Source organism: Knoellia terrae, from assembly GCF_048606435.1.
In the GTDB taxonomy this organism is placed as follows: domain Bacteria; phylum Actinomycetota; class Actinomycetes; order Actinomycetales; family Dermatophilaceae; genus Knoellia; species Knoellia terrae.
Window position 1 is genome coordinate 648771 of record NZ_JBMBWH010000001.1, and the last position, 16630, is coordinate 665400.

The 16630-nt window shown below is 71.7% G+C and carries 15 protein-coding genes; 11 read left to right on the top strand and 4 right to left on the bottom strand.

Annotation, left to right across the window (positions count from 1 at the left end):
* Positions 1-15: 15 nt before the first annotated feature.
* Positions 16-711 carry a DNA alkylation repair protein gene (locus ACOJV9_RS03200; protein WP_420183717.1) on the top strand — a complete coding sequence of 232 codons (696 nt, stop codon included), beginning with the start codon at positions 16-18 and terminating at the stop codon, positions 709-711.
* 26 nt (positions 712-737) lie between these two features.
* On the opposite strand, the gene ACOJV9_RS03205 is transcribed toward ACOJV9_RS03200, so the two are convergent.
* Positions 738-2003 (bottom strand): MFS transporter, encoded by a 1266-nt coding sequence (locus tag ACOJV9_RS03205; RefSeq protein ID WP_420183718.1) that lies wholly within the window; start codon positions 2001-2003, stop codon positions 738-740.
* Between the two features lie 282 nt (positions 2004-2285).
* On the opposite strand from ACOJV9_RS03205, the gene rpsB reads away from it, so the two are divergent.
* Both rpsB and tsf read left to right on the top strand, forming a co-directional pair.
* Positions 2286-3239 (top strand): 30S ribosomal protein S2, encoded by a 954-nt coding sequence (rpsB, locus tag ACOJV9_RS03210; RefSeq protein WP_420183719.1) that lies wholly within the window; start codon positions 2286-2288, stop codon positions 3237-3239.
* A 54-nt stretch (positions 3240-3293) separates the two neighbouring features.
* Positions 3294-4124, top strand: coding sequence for a translation elongation factor Ts (gene tsf / locus ACOJV9_RS03215; RefSeq protein WP_420183720.1), 831 nt, complete (start codon positions 3294-3296; stop codon positions 4122-4124).
* A 73-nt stretch (positions 4125-4197) separates the two neighbouring features.
* Here tsf and ACOJV9_RS03220 read toward each other — a convergent pair whose 3' ends face one another.
* Together ACOJV9_RS03220 and ACOJV9_RS03225 are read right to left on the bottom strand one after the other, a co-directional pair.
* Positions 4198-4797 (bottom strand): antibiotic biosynthesis monooxygenase, encoded by a 600-nt coding sequence (locus tag ACOJV9_RS03220; protein ID WP_420183721.1) that lies wholly within the window; start codon positions 4795-4797, stop codon positions 4198-4200.
* A gap of 47 nt (positions 4798-4844) precedes the next feature.
* Positions 4845-7193, bottom strand: coding sequence for a hypothetical protein (locus tag ACOJV9_RS03225; protein ID WP_420183722.1), 2349 nt, complete (start codon positions 7191-7193; stop codon positions 4845-4847).
* A gap of 152 nt (positions 7194-7345) precedes the next feature.
* On the opposite strand from ACOJV9_RS03225, the gene pyrH reads away from it, so the two are divergent.
* The 8 genes from pyrH (at position 7346) to ACOJV9_RS03265 (ending at position 15477) form a co-directional block, all read left to right on the top strand.
* Positions 7346-8059, top strand: a complete 714-nt coding sequence (gene pyrH / locus ACOJV9_RS03230) for a UMP kinase (RefSeq protein WP_420183769.1) — start codon at positions 7346-7348, stop codon at positions 8057-8059.
* A 112-nt stretch (positions 8060-8171) separates the two neighbouring features.
* Positions 8172-8729 carry a ribosome recycling factor gene (gene frr, locus ACOJV9_RS03235; protein WP_420183723.1) on the top strand — a complete coding sequence of 186 codons (558 nt, stop codon included), beginning with the start codon at positions 8172-8174 and terminating at the stop codon, positions 8727-8729.
* A gap of 26 nt (positions 8730-8755) precedes the next feature.
* Complete coding sequence (locus tag ACOJV9_RS03240) at positions 8756-9616, top strand: phosphatidate cytidylyltransferase (RefSeq protein ID WP_420183724.1); 861 nt, start codon at positions 8756-8758, stop codon at positions 9614-9616.
* Positions 9613-10857 carry a 23S rRNA (adenine(2503)-C(2))-methyltransferase RlmN gene (rlmN, locus tag ACOJV9_RS03245; protein WP_420183725.1) on the top strand — a complete coding sequence of 415 codons (1245 nt, stop codon included), beginning with the start codon at positions 9613-9615 and terminating at the stop codon, positions 10855-10857. The genes ACOJV9_RS03240 and rlmN overlap by 4 nt, the downstream gene beginning before the upstream one ends.
* 31 nt (positions 10858-10888) lie before the next feature.
* On the top strand, positions 10889-12085 hold the full coding sequence (locus ACOJV9_RS03250) for a monooxygenase (protein ID WP_420183726.1): 1197 nt from the start codon (positions 10889-10891) through the stop codon (positions 12083-12085).
* Between the two features lie 122 nt (positions 12086-12207).
* Positions 12208-12903: a hypothetical protein gene (locus ACOJV9_RS03255; RefSeq protein ID WP_420183727.1), complete on the top strand. Its 696-nt coding sequence runs from the start codon at positions 12208-12210 to the stop codon at positions 12901-12903.
* 13 nt (positions 12904-12916) lie between these two features.
* A complete protein-coding gene (locus ACOJV9_RS03260) occupies positions 12917-14887 on the top strand; it encodes a sensor histidine kinase (RefSeq protein WP_420183728.1) in 1971 nt (656 codons plus the stop codon).
* Positions 14884-15477 carry a response regulator gene (locus tag ACOJV9_RS03265; RefSeq protein ID WP_420183729.1) on the top strand — a complete coding sequence of 198 codons (594 nt, stop codon included), beginning with the start codon at positions 14884-14886 and terminating at the stop codon, positions 15475-15477. The genes ACOJV9_RS03260 and ACOJV9_RS03265 overlap by 4 nt, the downstream gene beginning before the upstream one ends.
* Positions 15478-15490: 13 nt before the next feature.
* Here ACOJV9_RS03265 and ACOJV9_RS03270 read toward each other — a convergent pair whose 3' ends face one another.
* On the bottom strand, positions 15491-16597 hold the full coding sequence (locus ACOJV9_RS03270) for an LOG family protein (protein WP_420183730.1): 1107 nt from the start codon (positions 16595-16597) through the stop codon (positions 15491-15493).
* Positions 16598-16630: the final 33 nt, after the last annotated feature.

The following is a 16630-nucleotide window of genomic DNA, read 5'->3' on the forward strand; positions in this document are numbered from 1 at the left end:
CCTAGTCTCGTCGTCATGGCCGGGAGCTCGGAGGACCTCGTCGAGGCGGTGCGCGTCGCCCTGCGCTCGGAGGCGGACCCGGTGAGGGCCGTGGGGCAGCAGGGCTACATGAAGAGCACGATGCCGTTCCTCGGGCTCACCTCGCCCGTGCGCCGCGCGCTCGTGCGCCCGCTGCTCGCCGACCCCGCGAGGCGGCTCACGTCCCGAGGGGAGTGGGAGAGCGCCGTCCGCCGACTCTGGGACGAGGCGCAGTTCCGCGAGGAGAGGTATGCCGCCCTCGACCTCCTCCGCCACCGCACCTACCGCTCGTGGCACGACCCCGACGTCATGCCCCTGGTCGAGCACCTCGTCGTCACGGGGGCGTGGTGGGACGTCGTCGACGAGGTGTCGAGCGTCGTGGGCGACGTCCTGCTCGTCGACCCCGAGGGGGAGGGGTTGCGGATGCGCGCCTGGGCGGAGAGCGACAACCTCTGGCTCAGGCGGTCGGCCATTCTCAGTCAGCTCCGCCACGAGGAGCGGACCGACCTCGCCCTGCTCGCGGACGTCATCGAACCGAACCTCGACGACCACGAGTTCTTCGTCCGCAAGGCGATCGGGTGGGCCCTGCGGCAGCACGCCCGCACCGACCCGGTGTGGGTCAGGGAGTTCGTCGACCGGCACACCCACCGCATCTCCGGCCTGAGCCGCCGCGAGGCCCTCAAGCACCTCTGACCCGGTGGTGGGGAGGACCGCCGGGGTCAGGACCCCTCCGGTCCTCCCCGCGGGAGGTCGGGGTCGTCGTCGCCGGCGTGGGCGATCGAGTCCAGCTGCCGCCACACCAGTGCCAGCATCACCGCCGTCCCGACGAAGGCGAACCAGAAGGGGGCGGTGAGACCCCACTGCTGGGCGATGGGGCCGCCGATCGCCTGGCCGATGACGAGCCCGAGGAACAGCCCGGTGAGGTAGACGCTGCCGACCCGCCCCTGGTAGGCCGTGGGCACCGCGCGCTGGCGCACGGTGTTGCTCACCGTCCCCCAGGTGAAGGCGTAGGCCCCGAAGAACAGCATGATGACGATGGCCACCCAGCCGGTCGGCGCCAAGGCCAGGCCGAGGTGGGTGAGGACCTCGGCGGCCAGGCAGGCCTTCATCAGCGTCGCCAGCGAGAACCGCAGCGACAGCCGGTCGAAGCCGAGGGTGGCGAGCACCCCACCCACCGCGCTGGCGGTCGTCAGCAGACCGAAGCCGACCTCGCCCATCCCGAGGTGGTCCAGCGCGTAGAGCACGAGGACCGACCACGCGGCGCCCCAGGTGATGTTGAAGGTGAGGATGACCAGGGCCAGGGTGCGCATCGCCGGGTGGTGGCGGACCCACCGGAGCCCGTCGCGGATGTCGGCCCGCACATGCGTCTCGACCGAGCCCCGCACGCCACCCCGGGGCAGCTCCATCCGGCTGACCAGACCGAGCGCGAGGACGAGCAGCAGCACCTGGGTGACGAACGGCCAGACCATGCCGGCGGCGAAGAGGAAGGCACCCACCGGCGGTCCGACGAGCTGGTTCGCCGTGAGGAAGCCGGCCTGGAGCCGCACCTGACCGGTCCGGAGGTCCGCACGCCGCACGAGCATCGGCAACAGGGTGTTGGCCGTCGAGTCCGCGAAGACCTCGCACACCCCGTAGGCGAACATCGTCGCGAGGACCACGCCGATGGAGACGTGGTCGGTGACGATGAACGAGCACAGCACCACGACGACGAGCACTCGCAGGACGTTGGCGACGAGCACGATCCGCTTGCGGTCGAGCCGGTCGGCGACGGCGCCGGCCCACAGACCCAGGAGCAGCCACGGGAGCCGCTGGAGCAGCGCCGCCAGGGCGACGAGGGTGGGGTTGCGCGTCTGCGAGGCCACGAGCAGCGGACCGGCCGCGAGGGCGATGCCGTCGCCGATGTTGCTGGTCCAGGCCGCCGACATCAGCCACCGGAAGGGCCGCCCCAGGCGGGCCGGCGCGATTCTCTCCCCGAGGCGTGGCACGAGCAGGGAGGCTACCCCCGGCGCGATTTCTCGGGGGAGCACTTCACGCGTAGGATTGCCGGCGGTCTTCGTGTGCTCGCGCATGCGTGCGCCCGAGGACCCAATTCGCGCGTCTCACGACCGCTGACTGGCTTGCCACGAAGCGGGGCGCACCACGACAGTCCCTGTGCCTGCTCCACCGGAGCACACGGCACACGGCGGGATGCGTCGAGACGCCAGGCAGGCAGTGCACGACCCGTGCGCCGCCGACGCAACTGAAACCACGCACAAGGAGAACACGGCATGGCCGTCGTCACCATGCGCCAGCTCCTCGAGAGCGGCGTCCACTTCGGGCACCAGACCCGTCGCTGGAACCCGAAGATGAAGCGCTTCATCATGACCGAGCGCAACGGGATCTACATCATCGACCTGCAGCAGTCGGTGACCTACATCAACAACGCGTACGAGTTCGTCCGCGAGACCGTCGCCCACGGCGGCAGCATCCTCTTCGTCGGCACGAAGAAGCAGGCCCAGGAGCCCATCGCCGAGCAGGCGACGCGCGTCGGCATGCCCTACGTGAACCACCGCTGGCTCGGTGGCATGCTCACGAACTTCCAGACGATCTCCAAGCGCCTCACGCGCCTCGTCGAGCTCGACGAGATCGACTTCGACGACGTCGCCGGCTCGGGCCGCACCAAGAAGGAGCTCCTGCTCCTCAAGCGTGAGCGCGACAAGCTCGACAAGACCCTCGGTGGCATCCGCGGCATGGCCAAGGTCCCGTCCGCCGTGTGGATCGTCGACACCAAGAAGGAGCACCTCGCGGTCGACGAGGCGCGCAAGCTCGGCCTCCCGGTCATCGCGATCCTCGACACCAACTGCGACCCCGACGAGGTCGACTACAAGATCCCGGGCAACGACGACGCGATCCGCTCCGTCACGCTGCTCACCCGCGTCATCGCGGACGCCGTCGCCGAGGGCCTCATCTCCCGTTCCGGTGGCAACGCGTCGGCCGACGCCGAGGGTGCGGGCGAGGAGCCCCTGACCGAGTGGGAGCGCGAGCTGCTCGGTGGCGACGCCGACGCCGCTGCGGCCACGGCCGAGACGGTGGCCCCGGAGGCCGGCGAGACCGCTGCCGCGGACGCCGTCGACGCTGCTCCGGCGACCGAGACCGAGGCTGCCCCGGCCGCCGAGACTCCCGCCGAGACCGAGGCTGCTCCGGCTGCCGAGACCGAGGACGCCCCGGCCGCCCAGGCCTGATCCTCGCCTCACCTCCTCACCGTCCCTCTGTTACAGGAAGAAGCGCACACACACATGGCGAACTACACCGCCGCTGACATCAAGGCGCTCCGTGAGTCCACGGGTGCCGGCATGCTCGACGTCAAGAAGGCCCTCGACGAGGCCGACGGCGACCAGGCCAAGGCCACCGAGATCCTCCGGGTCAAGGGCCAGAAGGGCGTGACCAAGCGCGAGGGTCGCACGACCTCCAACGGCCTGGTCATCGCCCGGGCCGAGGATGGCGCCGGCACGCTCGTCGAGGTCCTCTGCGAGACCGACTTCGTCGCCAAGGGCTCCACGTTCATCGCCCTCGCCGACCAGGTCTTCGCGCAGGCCGTCGAGACCAAGGCGGCCTCGGCCGACGAGCTCCTCGCGAGCACGCTGGCCGACGGCACCACCGTCAAGGACCTCCTCGACGGCGCCAACGCGACCATCGGCGAGAAGATCGAGGTCAAGCGGGTCGCCCGCGTCGAGGGTCCGAACGTCGCGGCCTACCTCCACAAGACGAGCCCCGACCTGCCCGCGCAGATCGGTGTCCTCGTGGCGACCGAGGGTGGCGACGAGCAGGTCGCTCGTGACGTCGCGATGCACGTCGCCGCGTTCAGCCCGACCGTGCTCACGCGTGACGAGGTCGACGCCGAGACGGTCGAGAACGAGCGTCGGGTCGCCGAGGCCACCGCGAAGGAGGAGGGCAAGCCCGAGGGTGCGCTCCCCAAGATCGTCGAGGGTCGCGTCAACGGCTACTTCAAGGAGAACGTCCTGCTCGAGCAGCCGTTCGCCAAGGAGCCCAAGAAGACCGTCGCCAAGGTCCTCGAGGAGGCCGGCGCCACGGCGACGTCCTTCGCGCGCTTCCGCGTCGGTGGCTGACCTCAGCCGCTGAACCACGCACGTCCGGTATGCCGTCTGCTCACGAGAGCGGGCGGCATACCTGCGTCCGGGGTCAGTCGCGGGTGCGGGTGAGCCAGGGCTGGAACAGCCTCGTCACCCTCGGGAGGACGAGGTAGGTCATCAGCGGCGTCGCGACGACCGTCGAGAGCAGCACCCGCGCCCACGGCGGCCAGGACTCGGAGAAGGGCGCGAACAGGTAGCTCAGCGCCAGGCTGGTCGGGAAGAAGGCGAGCCAGATGACGACCATCTGCTTCCACCGGGGCGGGGCCGGGGGAGCGGCGGCAGCCGTGAGGTCGTCGACGACCTGCTCGGCGGGCTCGTCGAACCAGCCCTCGATGCCGGTTCGGTGCTCGACCCGGGTGTCCTCGACGAGGTTGCTGCCCGCGGTGAGCCACCGGTTGCGCTCGCTCGACCCCTGCCACGCCGCCAGCGACTCGGCTCCGTCGAAGCGGTAGAGCATGTGCCAGTCGCTGGACCCGGTGGAGGGTCGCACCCATCCCGACCCGAGGAACCCCGGGAAGTGGCTGGCCATCTGGGTGCCGGCGTCGGCCCACGCGCGCATGAGGAGCTCGTCCTCGGGACGCACCCGCCGGGTGATGGCGACGGTCACCGGTCCGGACGGGGCGGGCGGCGGCGTGGAGGTCTGGGTCACGGTCCCAGTCTGCCTCTCAGGCGCCCGGGCCCACGACGGCCGACGGGCTACCTCACCTCGTAGACCGTCACCGTCCCGGCGCTGAACCGCGGGGTGGCGAACGCCGCGAGACGGGGGGAGATCGGCGTGGCGGTGCTGTCCGCCACGAGCCAGCCGAGACCGTGCACCCGCTTCATCCGGGCGAACCCCTCCGGCGAGGGGTCGGTGAACAGGGCGTCGTTGGCGGCGAGCAGCTCCGGGTAGGGGTTGTTGCCGGTCGGGCCGCCCGAGACACTGACGTAGGCCCACGACTCCAGCACGGTCTGGCGTCCACCCAGGCCACTGACCATGTAGAGGTTGGAGACACAGCCGGAGTCCGGCGTGCCTCGTGAGCAGTGGCGGTTGGTCGCGACGACCGCGTCGCGCGGGGTGTTGAGGTTGAGCCAGTGCATGGCCGCGGCTCCGCCACTCGGGAGCGGGATGTCGTTCGCGGTGCGCGGCTGCTGCACGGGAGCCACCCGAGTGCCGTTGACGGCGTAGACCGCGTGCTGGAAGGCGGTGTCGCGGACCGCGTATGCCGGCGCGCCGAGGACGACTGCGCCCGCCACCACCGCTGCGGCCGAGCCGCGAAGGGCCGGACGCCGCCGGGAGGCGAGGTGGAACAGCAGCGCCACGACGCCCAGGCCGCCGACGAAGACGGCGCAGGAGAGGAGGTACGCCGAGCGCCACGCCTCGATGCTGGCGCGTTCGGAACGGTCGAGGACGGGAACAGCCCCTTCGGTGGCCCTGGCCAGGAGCGCCCCCAGCAGGGCCCCTGCGACGACCAGCAGGACGCGCGCGGAGCGCTCGGCACGGGCCCGCCGCGCGGCCCCCACCAGCACCCACGCGAGGACAGCGGCCCCGTAGGCCAGGGCGAGCCGGACGAAGTACACCTGGCTGTAGGCCTGGTGCGACACGAGCGCGTACGCCGCGAAGGACGAGCCGAGGGCTCCGGCGACGAACCACGCCACCGGGTCGCGTCGCACTTTCTCGTGGACGAAGCTCGCGGCGCCGAGGGCAAGGCCCAGATGGGTGAGGACCAGGCCGAGCAGCAGCATGAGGACGAGCTGGGACAGCACGCGGGGACCGAGGGAGTCGATGGCGTCGAGGACCGAGCGGTCCAGCGGGTCACCCGTCCTCCGGTGGATCTCGCGGTACAACTCGTGCCACGTCATGAAGGCCAACGGGTGGACGCTGCTCTGGCTGTCGCTGCCGGAGAACAGGGTGGCGGTCACCGGCAGGAGGGCGGCACAGGCCAGCAGGACCTTCAGCGCCGGCCGGACATGGGGCCTGAGCCGACGGAGGACGAGACCCGCTCCGGCGGTGAGGGCGGCCCCGCAGGCGATCGTCGGCAGGGCCGCCGGCTTCCCCCCGCCCGCAGCTGCCAGGAGCAGCACGAGGACCAGCCAGCCACCGAGATGCAGGCTGGCGCCGCGCAGCCCGTGGACGACGAGGATCATGGCACCCACGGCCATGACCACGACGTAGACGTGGCTGGGGCTGAACGGAACGATGGGGCTCTCGGGGAACGCCGCCGGGGGGAGCCGTAGCCCGCCGGACACCGTGAAGACCCAGGCCGCCACGAGGCCGGCGCCCCAGCCCCCGGACAGCACGCGGGCGAGCCGGACCACGAGGAGCATGCCGAGGACGACCATCACCAACGGCCAGAGCCGCAGCAGGACGACGGCCTCGGGAACCCCGGACATCACGCTCGCCGCGGCCATGTCGCCGTCGGCGAACCAGTGGTACTCCACCACGGTCCCCGCCACCTGTGGCACCTCGAGCGGGGCTCCCCGGGTGACGGCGTGGACCAGGGCGAGGTGCCACGGGAGGTCCACGTAGTACACGCCGTCATCCGGTGGCACCGGGGCGCTGAGGAAGGAGCGCAGCACCTTCGCGCCCAGCAGCGCGACCGACGTGGCGACCCCCCAGTGCCACCAGACCGGGGCCCGCTGGGACCAGTCCACGGTCGTGGCAGCCGTTCGGCAGCGACGTCGCAGGGGCGGGACGAGGAGCACGACGAGCACCACCGCGGCCGGCCAGGCGCGCAACCACGCCGGGTGGCCGGCGAGCACGAGGAGCATGATCACGGGGAGCTGGGTCGCCAGTCCCAGGACCGTTCCCAGCGCGAGGTGCTCCAGCGGCGGTCGCCTGCCCGGAAGGAGGAGCAGCACGAGCAGGGTCCCGGGAAGGGCGACGCCGACCGCGAGGTACACGGCATACCGCAGGAGGTCGCCGACCGTGGTCCCGTGGGTGACGAGGGTGACCGCGAGCAGCGAGGCGCACAGCACCCAGGGCAGCGCACGAACGAGGAGGGCGGTGACGATCCCGGAGGCGGAGCGGTTGCCCCGCTCCAACGGGGTCGCGCGCGGTTCCATGGACCGCGACGCTACGCCAGGGCGCCTGTGCAGTGTCGGACCTCGTGCGGTGTGCGAGGATTCGGGGCACCGCCAGCAGACACTGCCGAGGAGGCACGGTGACCACTGACGTCCGGACCCCGACCCAGACCCAGCCCGCTCCGGCGACGACGATCGAGGGGCGCCCGCGACGGGTCCTCCTCAAGCTCAGCGGCGAGGTCTTCGGCGGCGGCCGCATCGGCGTCGACCCCGAGGTCGTCCGCGGCATCGCCGCCCAGATCGCCGCCGCCATCCGGACCGGGACCCAGGTGGCCATCGTCGTCGGTGGTGGCAACTTCTTCCGCGGCGCGGAGCTGCAGCAGAAGGGCATGGAGCGCACGCGTGCCGACTACATCGGGATGCTCGGCACGGTCATGAACTGCCTGGCGCTCCAGGACTTCCTGGAGAAGGAGGGAATCGACACCCGCGTGCAGACCGCCATCACCATGGGTCAGGTCGCCGAGCCCTACATCCCGCGTCGCGCGATCCGCCACCTCGAGAAGGGGCGTGCGGTGATCTTCGGTGCCGGAGCCGGTATGCCGTACTTCTCCACCGACACCGTCAGCGCCCAGCGCGCGCTCGAGTGCAAGTGCGACATGGTCCTCATGTCGAAGAGCGGTGTGGACGGCGTCTACGACTCCGACCCCCGCACCAACCCGGACGCCCGCAAGCTCGAGACCGTGACCTACGCCCACGCCCTGCAGCAGAACCTCAAGGTCGTCGACGCCGCCGCGTTCAGCCTGTGCATGGAGAACGACCTCCCGATGATGGTCTTCGGCATGGAGGGCGAGGGCAACATCACCCGCGCCATCCAAGGCGAGCGCATCGGCACCCTCGTCACCGCCTGACCGGCGACGTCTCGGCGGAGCGCCCCGTGGCTCGCACCCGGGCGATTCTTTGACAGACTGGACCTCGCCGCACCACTTCAGCGGCGCGGCATACCGAAGGAGACCAGCGCAGATGATCGACGACACCATGCTCGAGGCCGAGGAGAAGATGGAGAAGGCCGTCGAGGTCGCCAAGGACAACCTCTCCGGCATCCGCACCGGCCGCGCCCACCCCGGCATGTTCAACAAGGTCGTCGTCGACTACTACGGCGCCCCGACGCCGCTGCAGCAGCTCGCGTCGTTCCAGACGCCCGAGGCGCGCACGATCCTCATCTCCCCGTTCGACAAGGGCGCGATGAACAACATCGAGAAGGCGCTGCGTGACGCCGACCTGGGCGTCAACCCGTCCAACGACGGCAACATCATCCGGTGCGTCCTGCCGCAGCTCACCGAGGAGCGCCGCAAGGAGTACATCAAGATGGCGCGCAGCCAGGGCGAGGACGCCAAGGTGGCGATCCGCAACATCCGCCGCCAGGCCAAGGAGTCCATCGAGAAGCTCGTCAAGGACGGCGACGTCGGCGAGGACGAGGGCTCCCGCGCGGAGAAGGACCTCGAGTCCACGACGAAGAAGTACGTCGACACCATCGACGAGGTGCTCAAGAGCAAGGAGAGCGAGCTGCTCGAGGTCTGACCCGACCTCGGGTGGACGTCCCCGTGATGAGCGACTTCCCCACGACAGAGGAACCGGCAGCCCCTCCGGCGCAGCGGTCGCGGCCCAGGGCAGGACGCAACCTGCCGGCCGCGATCGGCGTCGGCGTGGGGCTGGCGGCTCTCATCATCGTCTCGCTGGCCTTCCGGCGCGAGCTGTTCCTCCCCATCCTCGTCGTGGCCATCTGCCTCGGGGCGTGGGAGCTGCGGCGCGCGGTGCGCCAGGTCGGCATCGACGCCCCGTTCGTCCCGGTCCTCATCGGCGCGGTGTCGATGCTGCTCTCGGCGTACTTCCGCGGACCGGAGGCGCTGGTCCTCACGTTCGGGCTGACCTGCGTCGGGGTGCTCGTCTGGCGCGTCGCCGACGGCCTCGACGGCGCCATCCGCGACATCGCCGGTGCCCTCTTCATCGCGCTCTACCCGTGCTTCCTCGGCGGCTTCGCCGCGCTGCTCCTCGCCGCCGACGACGGCCACCTGCGCATCGTCTACTTCGTCCTCGTCACGGTGGCCTCCGACATCGGCGGCTACGCGTTCGGCGTCTTCCTCGGGAAGCACCCGATGGCGCCCTCGCTCTCGCCCAAGAAGTCGTGGGAGGGCTTCGCCGGGTCGGCCGTCACCTGTGCCGTCACCGGCGCCGTGGCCCTCGTGCTCCTGCTCGACGGGACGTGGTGGCACGGAGCGGTCATCGGCCTCGTCGTCGCCGCCGCGGCCACGATCGGCGACCTCATCGAGTCGAGCATCAAGCGCGACCTCGGCATCAAGGACATGGGGACGCTGCTCCCCGGCCACGGAGGCCTCATGGACCGGCTCGACTCCCTCGTCCTCTGCGTCCCGGTCGTCTGGGCGCTGCTCCTCTGGGCGGCCCCGTGACCCCCGCCGACCTGCCCGAGCCCACCGTCGGCCGGCCCGTGCCGGGCCAGCTGACCTTCCAGGCGCCCCGCCGCGGCAAGCCGCCCCGCCACCTCGCGGACCTCAGCCCGGCGGAGCGCAAGGCAGCCGTCGAGGAGCTGGGCCACAAGGGCTTCCGTGCCAAGCAGCTGTCCACGCACTACTTCGAGCGCCTCGTCGAGTCGCCCGAGGCCATGACCGACCTGCCCAAGGCGGTGCGCGACGACCTCGTCGCCGACCTCCTGCCGCAGCTCCTCACCCCGATCCGCACCCTCGAGGCCGATCGGGGTGCGACGCTGAAGTCGGTGTGGCGCCTCCACGACGGTGCGCTCGTCGAGTCGGTGCTCATGCGCTACCCGAGCCGGGTCACGATCTGCATCTCCAGCCAGGCCGGCTGCGGGATGAACTGCCCGTTCTGCGCCACCGGCCAGGCCGGGCTGACGCGCAACATGTCGGCGGCGGAGATCGTCGAGCAGGTCGTCGACGCCAACCGCAAGCTCCGTCACGGCGCGCTGCCCGCCATCGGGGCGACCCACCCGGCCGAGGCCGGGCTGGGGGACGAGACCGACCAGACCGGCGAGGACAGCGAGCGCAGCGAGGACGCCGCCCCTTCGCTCGGTCCCCAGCGGGTGAGCAACGTCGTCTTCATGGGCATGGGCGAGGCACTGGCCAACTACAAGGCGGCGATCGGGGCCATCCGCCGCATGACCGACCCGACGCCCGACGGGCTCGGCATGTCTGCCCGCGGGATCACGATGTCGACGGTCGGGCTCGTCCCCGGCATCGACAAGCTCGCAGCCGAGGGCATCCCGGTCACGCTCGCGCTCTCGCTCCACGCGCCGGACGACGAGCTGCGTGACGAGCTCGTCCCGATCAACACCCGCTGGAAGGTCGACGAGGCGCTCGACGCCGCATACCGCTACTTCGAGGTGACCGGCCGCCGGGTGAGCATCGAGTACGCGCTCATCCGTGACATCAACGACCAGGCGTGGCGCGCCGACCTCCTCGGCGACAAGCTCACCGCACGCGGCAAGGGCTGGGTCCACGTCAACCCCATCCCGCTCAACCCGACTCCCGGCTCCAAGTGGACGGCCTCCCGGCGCGGCGTCGAGCAGCAGTTCGTCGAGCGACTGCGCGCGCACGGCATCCCGACGACGGTGCGGGACACCCGCGGCTCGGACATCGACGGAGCCTGCGGTCAGCTCGCTGCCGCGACCTCCTGACCCTCCTCGGGGCAGCGTCTACTGTGGGGTGATGCGCATTCGCACCGCTGCGGCGGGCCTCGTCGCCGCCCTGACGCTCTCGGCCTGCGGCGGCGCCCTGCCCGACAACCTGCGGGGCGAGGACTCGCACGGGAGAACGCACGCCGCGTCACCCTCGTCGTCCGAGGCACGTTCGGGGGCGACGTCCAGGCCCGAGCCGCCCGAGGTGGCCCTGCGCGCCGGCGAGACCTTCCAGGAGCTGACCCTCCCGGCGAAGTACACCCCCAAGGCGCCCTTCGGCACCGGCACCGACGACTACCGCTGCTTCCTCGTGGACCCGGCGTTCGCCGAGGACATGATCGTCAGCGGCATCAAGGTCGAGCCCGACAACCCGGCCGCCGTCCACCACGTCATCCTCTTCAAGGTCGACCCGGAGGACGTCGGGGCGGCCGAGGCGGCCGATGCGGGGGACGAGGGCGAGGGCTGGACCTGCTTCGGTGGTTCCGGCGTCGACAGCGGACCCGGAGCACAGCTCAACAACGCCGAGTGGGTCGGTGCGTGGGCGCCGGGTGGCGGAGAGCGGGTCATGGCCGAGGACATCGGCATCCCCCTCGCCAAGGGGTCCCGCGTCGTCATCCAGATGCACTACAACCTGCTTGCCGGCGGCGGCGCGGACCAGAGCTCGGCCCGGCTGCGCCTCAGCCCGGCCAGTGCCGGCACCAAGACTCCGCTCGAGACGATGCTGCTCCCCGCACCCGTCGAGCTGCCCTGCCGCAAGGGCACCCCGGGGGAGCTGTGCGCGCGCACCCCGGCGGTCGCCGACATCCGGGCCCGCTTCGGGGAGCAGGTGGCCACCGCCGACCTCATCCACCTGCTGTGCGGCGAGGTCACGCCGGGTCCGACGCAGTCGTGCACGCGCCCGGTCAGGGCGGCCGGCCAGATCCGCGCCGTCGCCGGCCACATGCACCTGCTCGGCACCTCGATCACGGTCGACGTCAACAAGGGCACGCCCCGGGCCCGACGTGTCCTCGACATCCCCGTCTGGGACTTCGACGACCAGGGCGCGGTGCCGCTCCCGAAGCCGGCAGCGGTCACGAAGGGCGACACGCTGACCGTGACGTGCACGCACGACCAGGGGCTGCGCGACGTGCTGCCGGCCTTCAAGGACCTGCGTGAGCGCTACGTCGCCTGGGGCGAGGGCACGACCGACGAGATGTGTCTCGGCATCGTCATGCTCACCCGCGGCTGACCCGGGACCGGGAGAAGTTCCCGGTCCACCCGGGAAGGAGCCCGATCTCCCACGGACCCGCCGGCTCCATCCTCGAAGGACACCGCGACCACCCGAAGGTCGCGCCACCCGAGGAGTCCGCCATGTCACACATCCCCGTACGGCTCCGGCGCATCGCCGGCGCCCTCGCGCTCGTTCACGTCGTGCTCATCTTCGTGGGGCTTGCCCTTCAGCAGGGACCGCTGTTCGCCGACGGTGCCGGCGGCATCGAGGAATCCTACGTCCAGGGCAACCTCACCCGTTCCTTCTCCGGAGGTCTGCTCGAGGGCTTCGGCTTCGTGCTGCTCGTCCCCGTGCTCGTCATGCTGGCTCGCTGCTTCGGCTCGCGAACCGAGGCGGGTCGCTGGGCGGCGCAGACCGGGCTCGCCTGCGGCCTGGCCTACGTCGCCGTCGTCTTCGCCGTGGGCTTCCCGGCGGGCGCCGCCGCGATGTACGGCGCCCAGAACGGGTTGGACACCGACACCGCCTTCGCGATCAACAACATCCGGCTCTTCGCCCACTTCCTCAGCGCGTTCCTGCTCGCGGGCGCCACGGCCGGCGTCGCGCTGGCAGCCATCGCCGACCGCATCCACACGAGGTGGGTCGGCGGCTTCGGGGTGCTCACCGCCGCGGCCCTGCTCGTCTCACCCCCGTTGACGTCGGTCGGCTGGCAGGACATCGGCACGATGGTCTGGCTCGTGTGGTTCGTCGGCGTGGCCGTGCAGCTGCTGCGTGGCGGGAGCGCCGCCACCGAATCCGCCGGATCGACGCCGGGCACCGTCCTCGTCGGGCACCCTTGAGGCGAGGTGAGTCATGCGAACGGTGAGGGTGGCCCTGACGCTGGTCCTGGCTGCCCTCGCCGTGGCGTGCGCCCTGGTCCCACCCCTGTTCGCCACAGCCGGCCGGGACGCGTTCGACGACGCGGCGATCGTCCTCGTCATCGCGACGTATGCCGCGGTGGGGGCCGTCATCGAGCTGGCCAGGCCCGGCCACCCGGTGGGCCGGCTCATTCTCCTGGGAGCAGTGGCCTGGGGGTTGGGGGAGGCGCTGGTGGCGGTCCCGTTGCGCGCCACGGTCGTCGACGAGGCGATGGCCCTCACCGGAGTGGCCGGCACGGCGGTGCGAGGCGTCGGCTGGCTCCTGCTCGTGGTGGTCCTCCCGCTGGTCTTCCCGGACGGCAGACCGCCGCGGTATGCCGCCCGGCTGGCTGCGTCGTGCATCGTGCTCTTCACCCTGGGCTCGGTCCTGGCACCGATGCCGCTCGAGGAGCGACTGGCCGGTGTCGACAACCCCGTGGGACTGAGCGGCCCGTGGGCGGCGACCGCGGACCTCATGGCGATCGGCGCGCTCGTCATGGCCTCGGGCTGCCTGGCCGTCGCCGTGACGCGCATGGTCCGGCGCTGGCGCAGAGGCGACGACCTCGAGCGACAGCAGGTGATGATCTTTGCCGTGACCTTCGCGCTGCCGCTGGTCCTCATGCCCCTCGTCGCGACCCCGTGGGTGGAGCCGTGGATGTTCGCCGTGGTCATGGTGCCGGTGCCGCTGGCGGTCGCCGTCGCCCTCCTCCAGCGGCGTCTCTACGACATCACGATCGCCGTGAACCGGTCCGTCACCTACGTCGGGCTCTCGGCCGCCCTCGCCTGCATCTACGCACTGGTCGTCGGCGGGGTCGGAGCCATGCTCGCGGACCGCGGCACGCCCTGGTTGCCCTGGGCCGCGGCAGGTGTCGTCGCGGTGGCCTTCGCTCCTGTCCGGGACTCCCTCCAGGCGGCGGCGAACCGGCTCACCTACGGGCGATGGTCGGCTCCGGCCGAGGTGCTCGCGCAGACCGGTCGACGGTTGGCCGACGCAGCCGACGGCCCGGCGTTGCTGCGTGCCCTCACTGACGAGCTCGTGGACGGGCTGCGGCTCGAGCACGTCGAGATCGTCGATCGCACGGGTCGCGTGCTCGCGGCGAGTGGGGTGAACGGCGCGCTGTCCCACGCGGTGCCGCTCACGGCATACGGGTCCGATGTCGGCATGCTCCACTGGAGCGGGCGCAGCGTGCGGGAGCACGAGAGCAGGCTCCTCGACGACGTCGCCCGCCAGGTGGGTGGCGTCGTGCACGCCGCCGGGCTCGTCGAGGACCTGCGCGCGGCGCAGGAGCGCCTGGTCGAGGCTCGTGAGCAGGAGCGGCGTCGGCTGCGGCGCGACCTCCACGACGGGCTCGGGCCCTCGCTTGCCGGGCTGGGCTTCCAGGTCGACACGATCAGCAACCTCGTGCGCTCTGGTGCGTCGGTGGACGACCGGCTCGACCTGCTCCAGTCCGGGCTCCGCGAGACGGTGGCCGAGGTGCGTCGCATCGTCGACGGGCTCCGTCCGCCTGCCCTCGACGACCTCGGGCTCTTCGTCGCGGTCGCGGAGCTCGGGCACGAGCTCGTCGGTGCAGCCGGAGTGGACCTCACGCTCGACCTGCCGGGAACGCGGCCCGTGCTGCCGGCTGCCGTCGAGGTGGTCGCCTACCGGGTGGCCCAGGAGGCACTGACCAACGTGGTCCGGCACGCGGGTGCCACGAGCTGCCGCGTGGCGGCCACCGTGTCGCGCGACGTGCTGTCCCTCGACGTCAGTGACGACGGGGGCGGCGCAGGGACCACGTCCGCGCCGGCACGACATGGACTCGGGATCGGGCTGCGCAGCATGTGTGAGCGCGCGGACGAGATCGGCGGACGCGTCGAGGTCAGCTCGCTGGCGCGCGGCACACTCGTCTCGCTGCGTCTGCCCCTCGGCGAGGGGGCGAGCACGTGACACGGGTCCTCGTGGTCGACGACCACCCGCTGTTCCGCGACGGCCTCGTGGGCCTGCTGCGCACGGTCGACGACATCGAGGTGGTGGGGGCTGCGGGGGACGGCGCCGAGGCGGTGTCGCTGGCGAGCGCCACCCACCCGGACGCGGTCCTCATGGACCTCAACCTCCCGGGGCTGCCGGGACTGGAAGCGACCCGACAGATCCTGAGGGAGCAGCCCGGCTGTCGGATCCTCATCCTCACCATGCAGGCCGACCAGGCGAGCGTGACGTCGGCGGTCCGCGTGGGCGCGAGCGGCTACCTCCTCAAGGAGGCCGGCCAGCAGGAGGTGCTTGCCGCCATTTCCGCAGTCGCGCTGGGGGGCACCGTCATGGGTCGCGGGACGGGCTCCCATCGCGGCCGCCTGCCCGTCGACCTCACCCCGCGGGAGTCGGAGGTGCTGGCTCTCGTCGCCCAGGGCTCGTCCAACGCCGAGATCGCCCGGGAGCTCGACCTCAGCCTCAAGACCGTGCAGAACCACGTGTCGAACGTGCTCACCAAGCTCCAGGTCCGTGACCGCACCCAGGCGGCGCTGCGGATGCGGGGACTGTGACGCCGGCGGGTGGTCAGGCGCGAGAGCCCACCACGAGCTCGGCCGCCTCCTCGACGCTGTCGACGAGGTGCACGACCCGGCCGAGGCCACGGTCACGGCCGAGGGCCTCGATGGCCGGCCACACCGGGACCTCGCGCGACCAGTGGTCGACGCCGACGAGGACGAGCGGGGCGAGGGTGCGGTCCTCCTCGGCGTAGTACAGCGGGGTGATCGACTGGAAGATCTCCTGCACCGTCCCGGCCGCGCCGTGCAGCACCACGAGACCGGCGGTGGCACGCGCCAGCAGGCCGTCCTCACGGACGGCGTTGCTGAAGTACTTGGCGATCCCGTTGCAGAACACGTTGGGCGGCTCGTGCCCGTAGAACCACGTCGGGATGCCGACGGAGCGCACCGACCGCTCCTCCACGGGGATGCGCACGATGTCGTCATGAGCCTCGAGGGCGACCCGGGCCCACTCCTCGATCGAGGGACGGAACGAGGGGACGGCAGCCAGCCGCTCGAGCACGCTGCCCAGGACCTGCTCCGACGGGCAGAGCGCTCCGAGGTTGGCGGCCTCCATGGCCCCCGGCCCGCCCCCGGTCGCGACGACGAGGCCGGCGGAGGCGAGCCGGTGACCGAGACCGGCGGCACCGGCATACGCGTCGGTCCCGCGCGCGAGCGCGTGCCCACCCATGACCCCGACCACCGGGGCGCCGTGGAGGAGCTCGGTGAGGGCGTCGCTCATCGAGTCGTCGTGGACCGCTCGGAGGAGGCTGACGAAAGCGTCGTGGTGCAGGGTCGCGTCACGCGACCAGTGGTACGCCAGGGCGTCCGGCGTGCCCTCGTAGCCCCGCTCGGCCAGCCCCTCGTAGAGCTCGTGGGGCTGGTAGAGCGTGGCCCGGTAGGGGTTGACCGGCGCGTGCGGGTCCGTCGGGAAGACGAGCGCCCCGTGCAGCCTGAGGTGCGCGTCGAGGTCGGGGGAGAGACGGCCGCCCAGGACGACCATGCCGTCGAGGTCGGTGCGGGCGAGCAGCTGTGCCTCGTGGCCGGTGAGGTCGAGGTCCTGGATGCGCAGTCCGCGCAACGCCGACCCGTCGGCCAGCGTGGCGTCGAGGTCGGCCAGGCTCTCGATCTCGGTCATGGGCCCATCCTGCACCGGCCGCGCACACGGGCG

Bases quoted from the DNA above. Each gene is read 5' to 3' on its own strand.
- ACOJV9_RS03255 (WP_420183727.1), top strand. From the start codon at position 12,208: ATGTCACACATCCCCGTACGGCTCCGGCGCATCGCCGGCGCCCTCGCG.
- ACOJV9_RS03200 (WP_420183717.1), top strand. From the start codon at position 16: ATGGCCGGGAGCTCGGAGGACCTCGTCGAGGCGGTGCGCGTCGCCCTG.
- tsf (WP_420183720.1), top strand. From the start codon at position 3,294: ATGGCGAACTACACCGCCGCTGACATCAAGGCGCTCCGTGAGTCCACG.
- ACOJV9_RS03260 (WP_420183728.1), top strand. From the start codon at position 12,917: ATGCGAACGGTGAGGGTGGCCCTGACGCTGGTCCTGGCTGCCCTCGCC.
- frr (WP_420183723.1), top strand. From the start codon at position 8,172: ATGATCGACGACACCATGCTCGAGGCCGAGGAGAAGATGGAGAAGGCC.
- ACOJV9_RS03250 (WP_420183726.1), top strand. From the start codon at position 10,889: ATGCGCATTCGCACCGCTGCGGCGGGCCTCGTCGCCGCCCTGACGCTC.
- ACOJV9_RS03270 (WP_420183730.1), bottom strand. From the start codon at position 16,597: ATGACCGAGATCGAGAGCCTGGCCGACCTCGACGCCACGCTGGCCGAC.
- rpsB (WP_420183719.1), top strand. From the start codon at position 2,286: ATGGCCGTCGTCACCATGCGCCAGCTCCTCGAGAGCGGCGTCCACTTC.
- ACOJV9_RS03225 (WP_420183722.1), bottom strand. From the start codon at position 7,193: ATGGAACCGCGCGCGACCCCGTTGGAGCGGGGCAACCGCTCCGCCTCC.
- ACOJV9_RS03240 (WP_420183724.1), top strand. From the start codon at position 8,756: ATGAGCGACTTCCCCACGACAGAGGAACCGGCAGCCCCTCCGGCGCAG.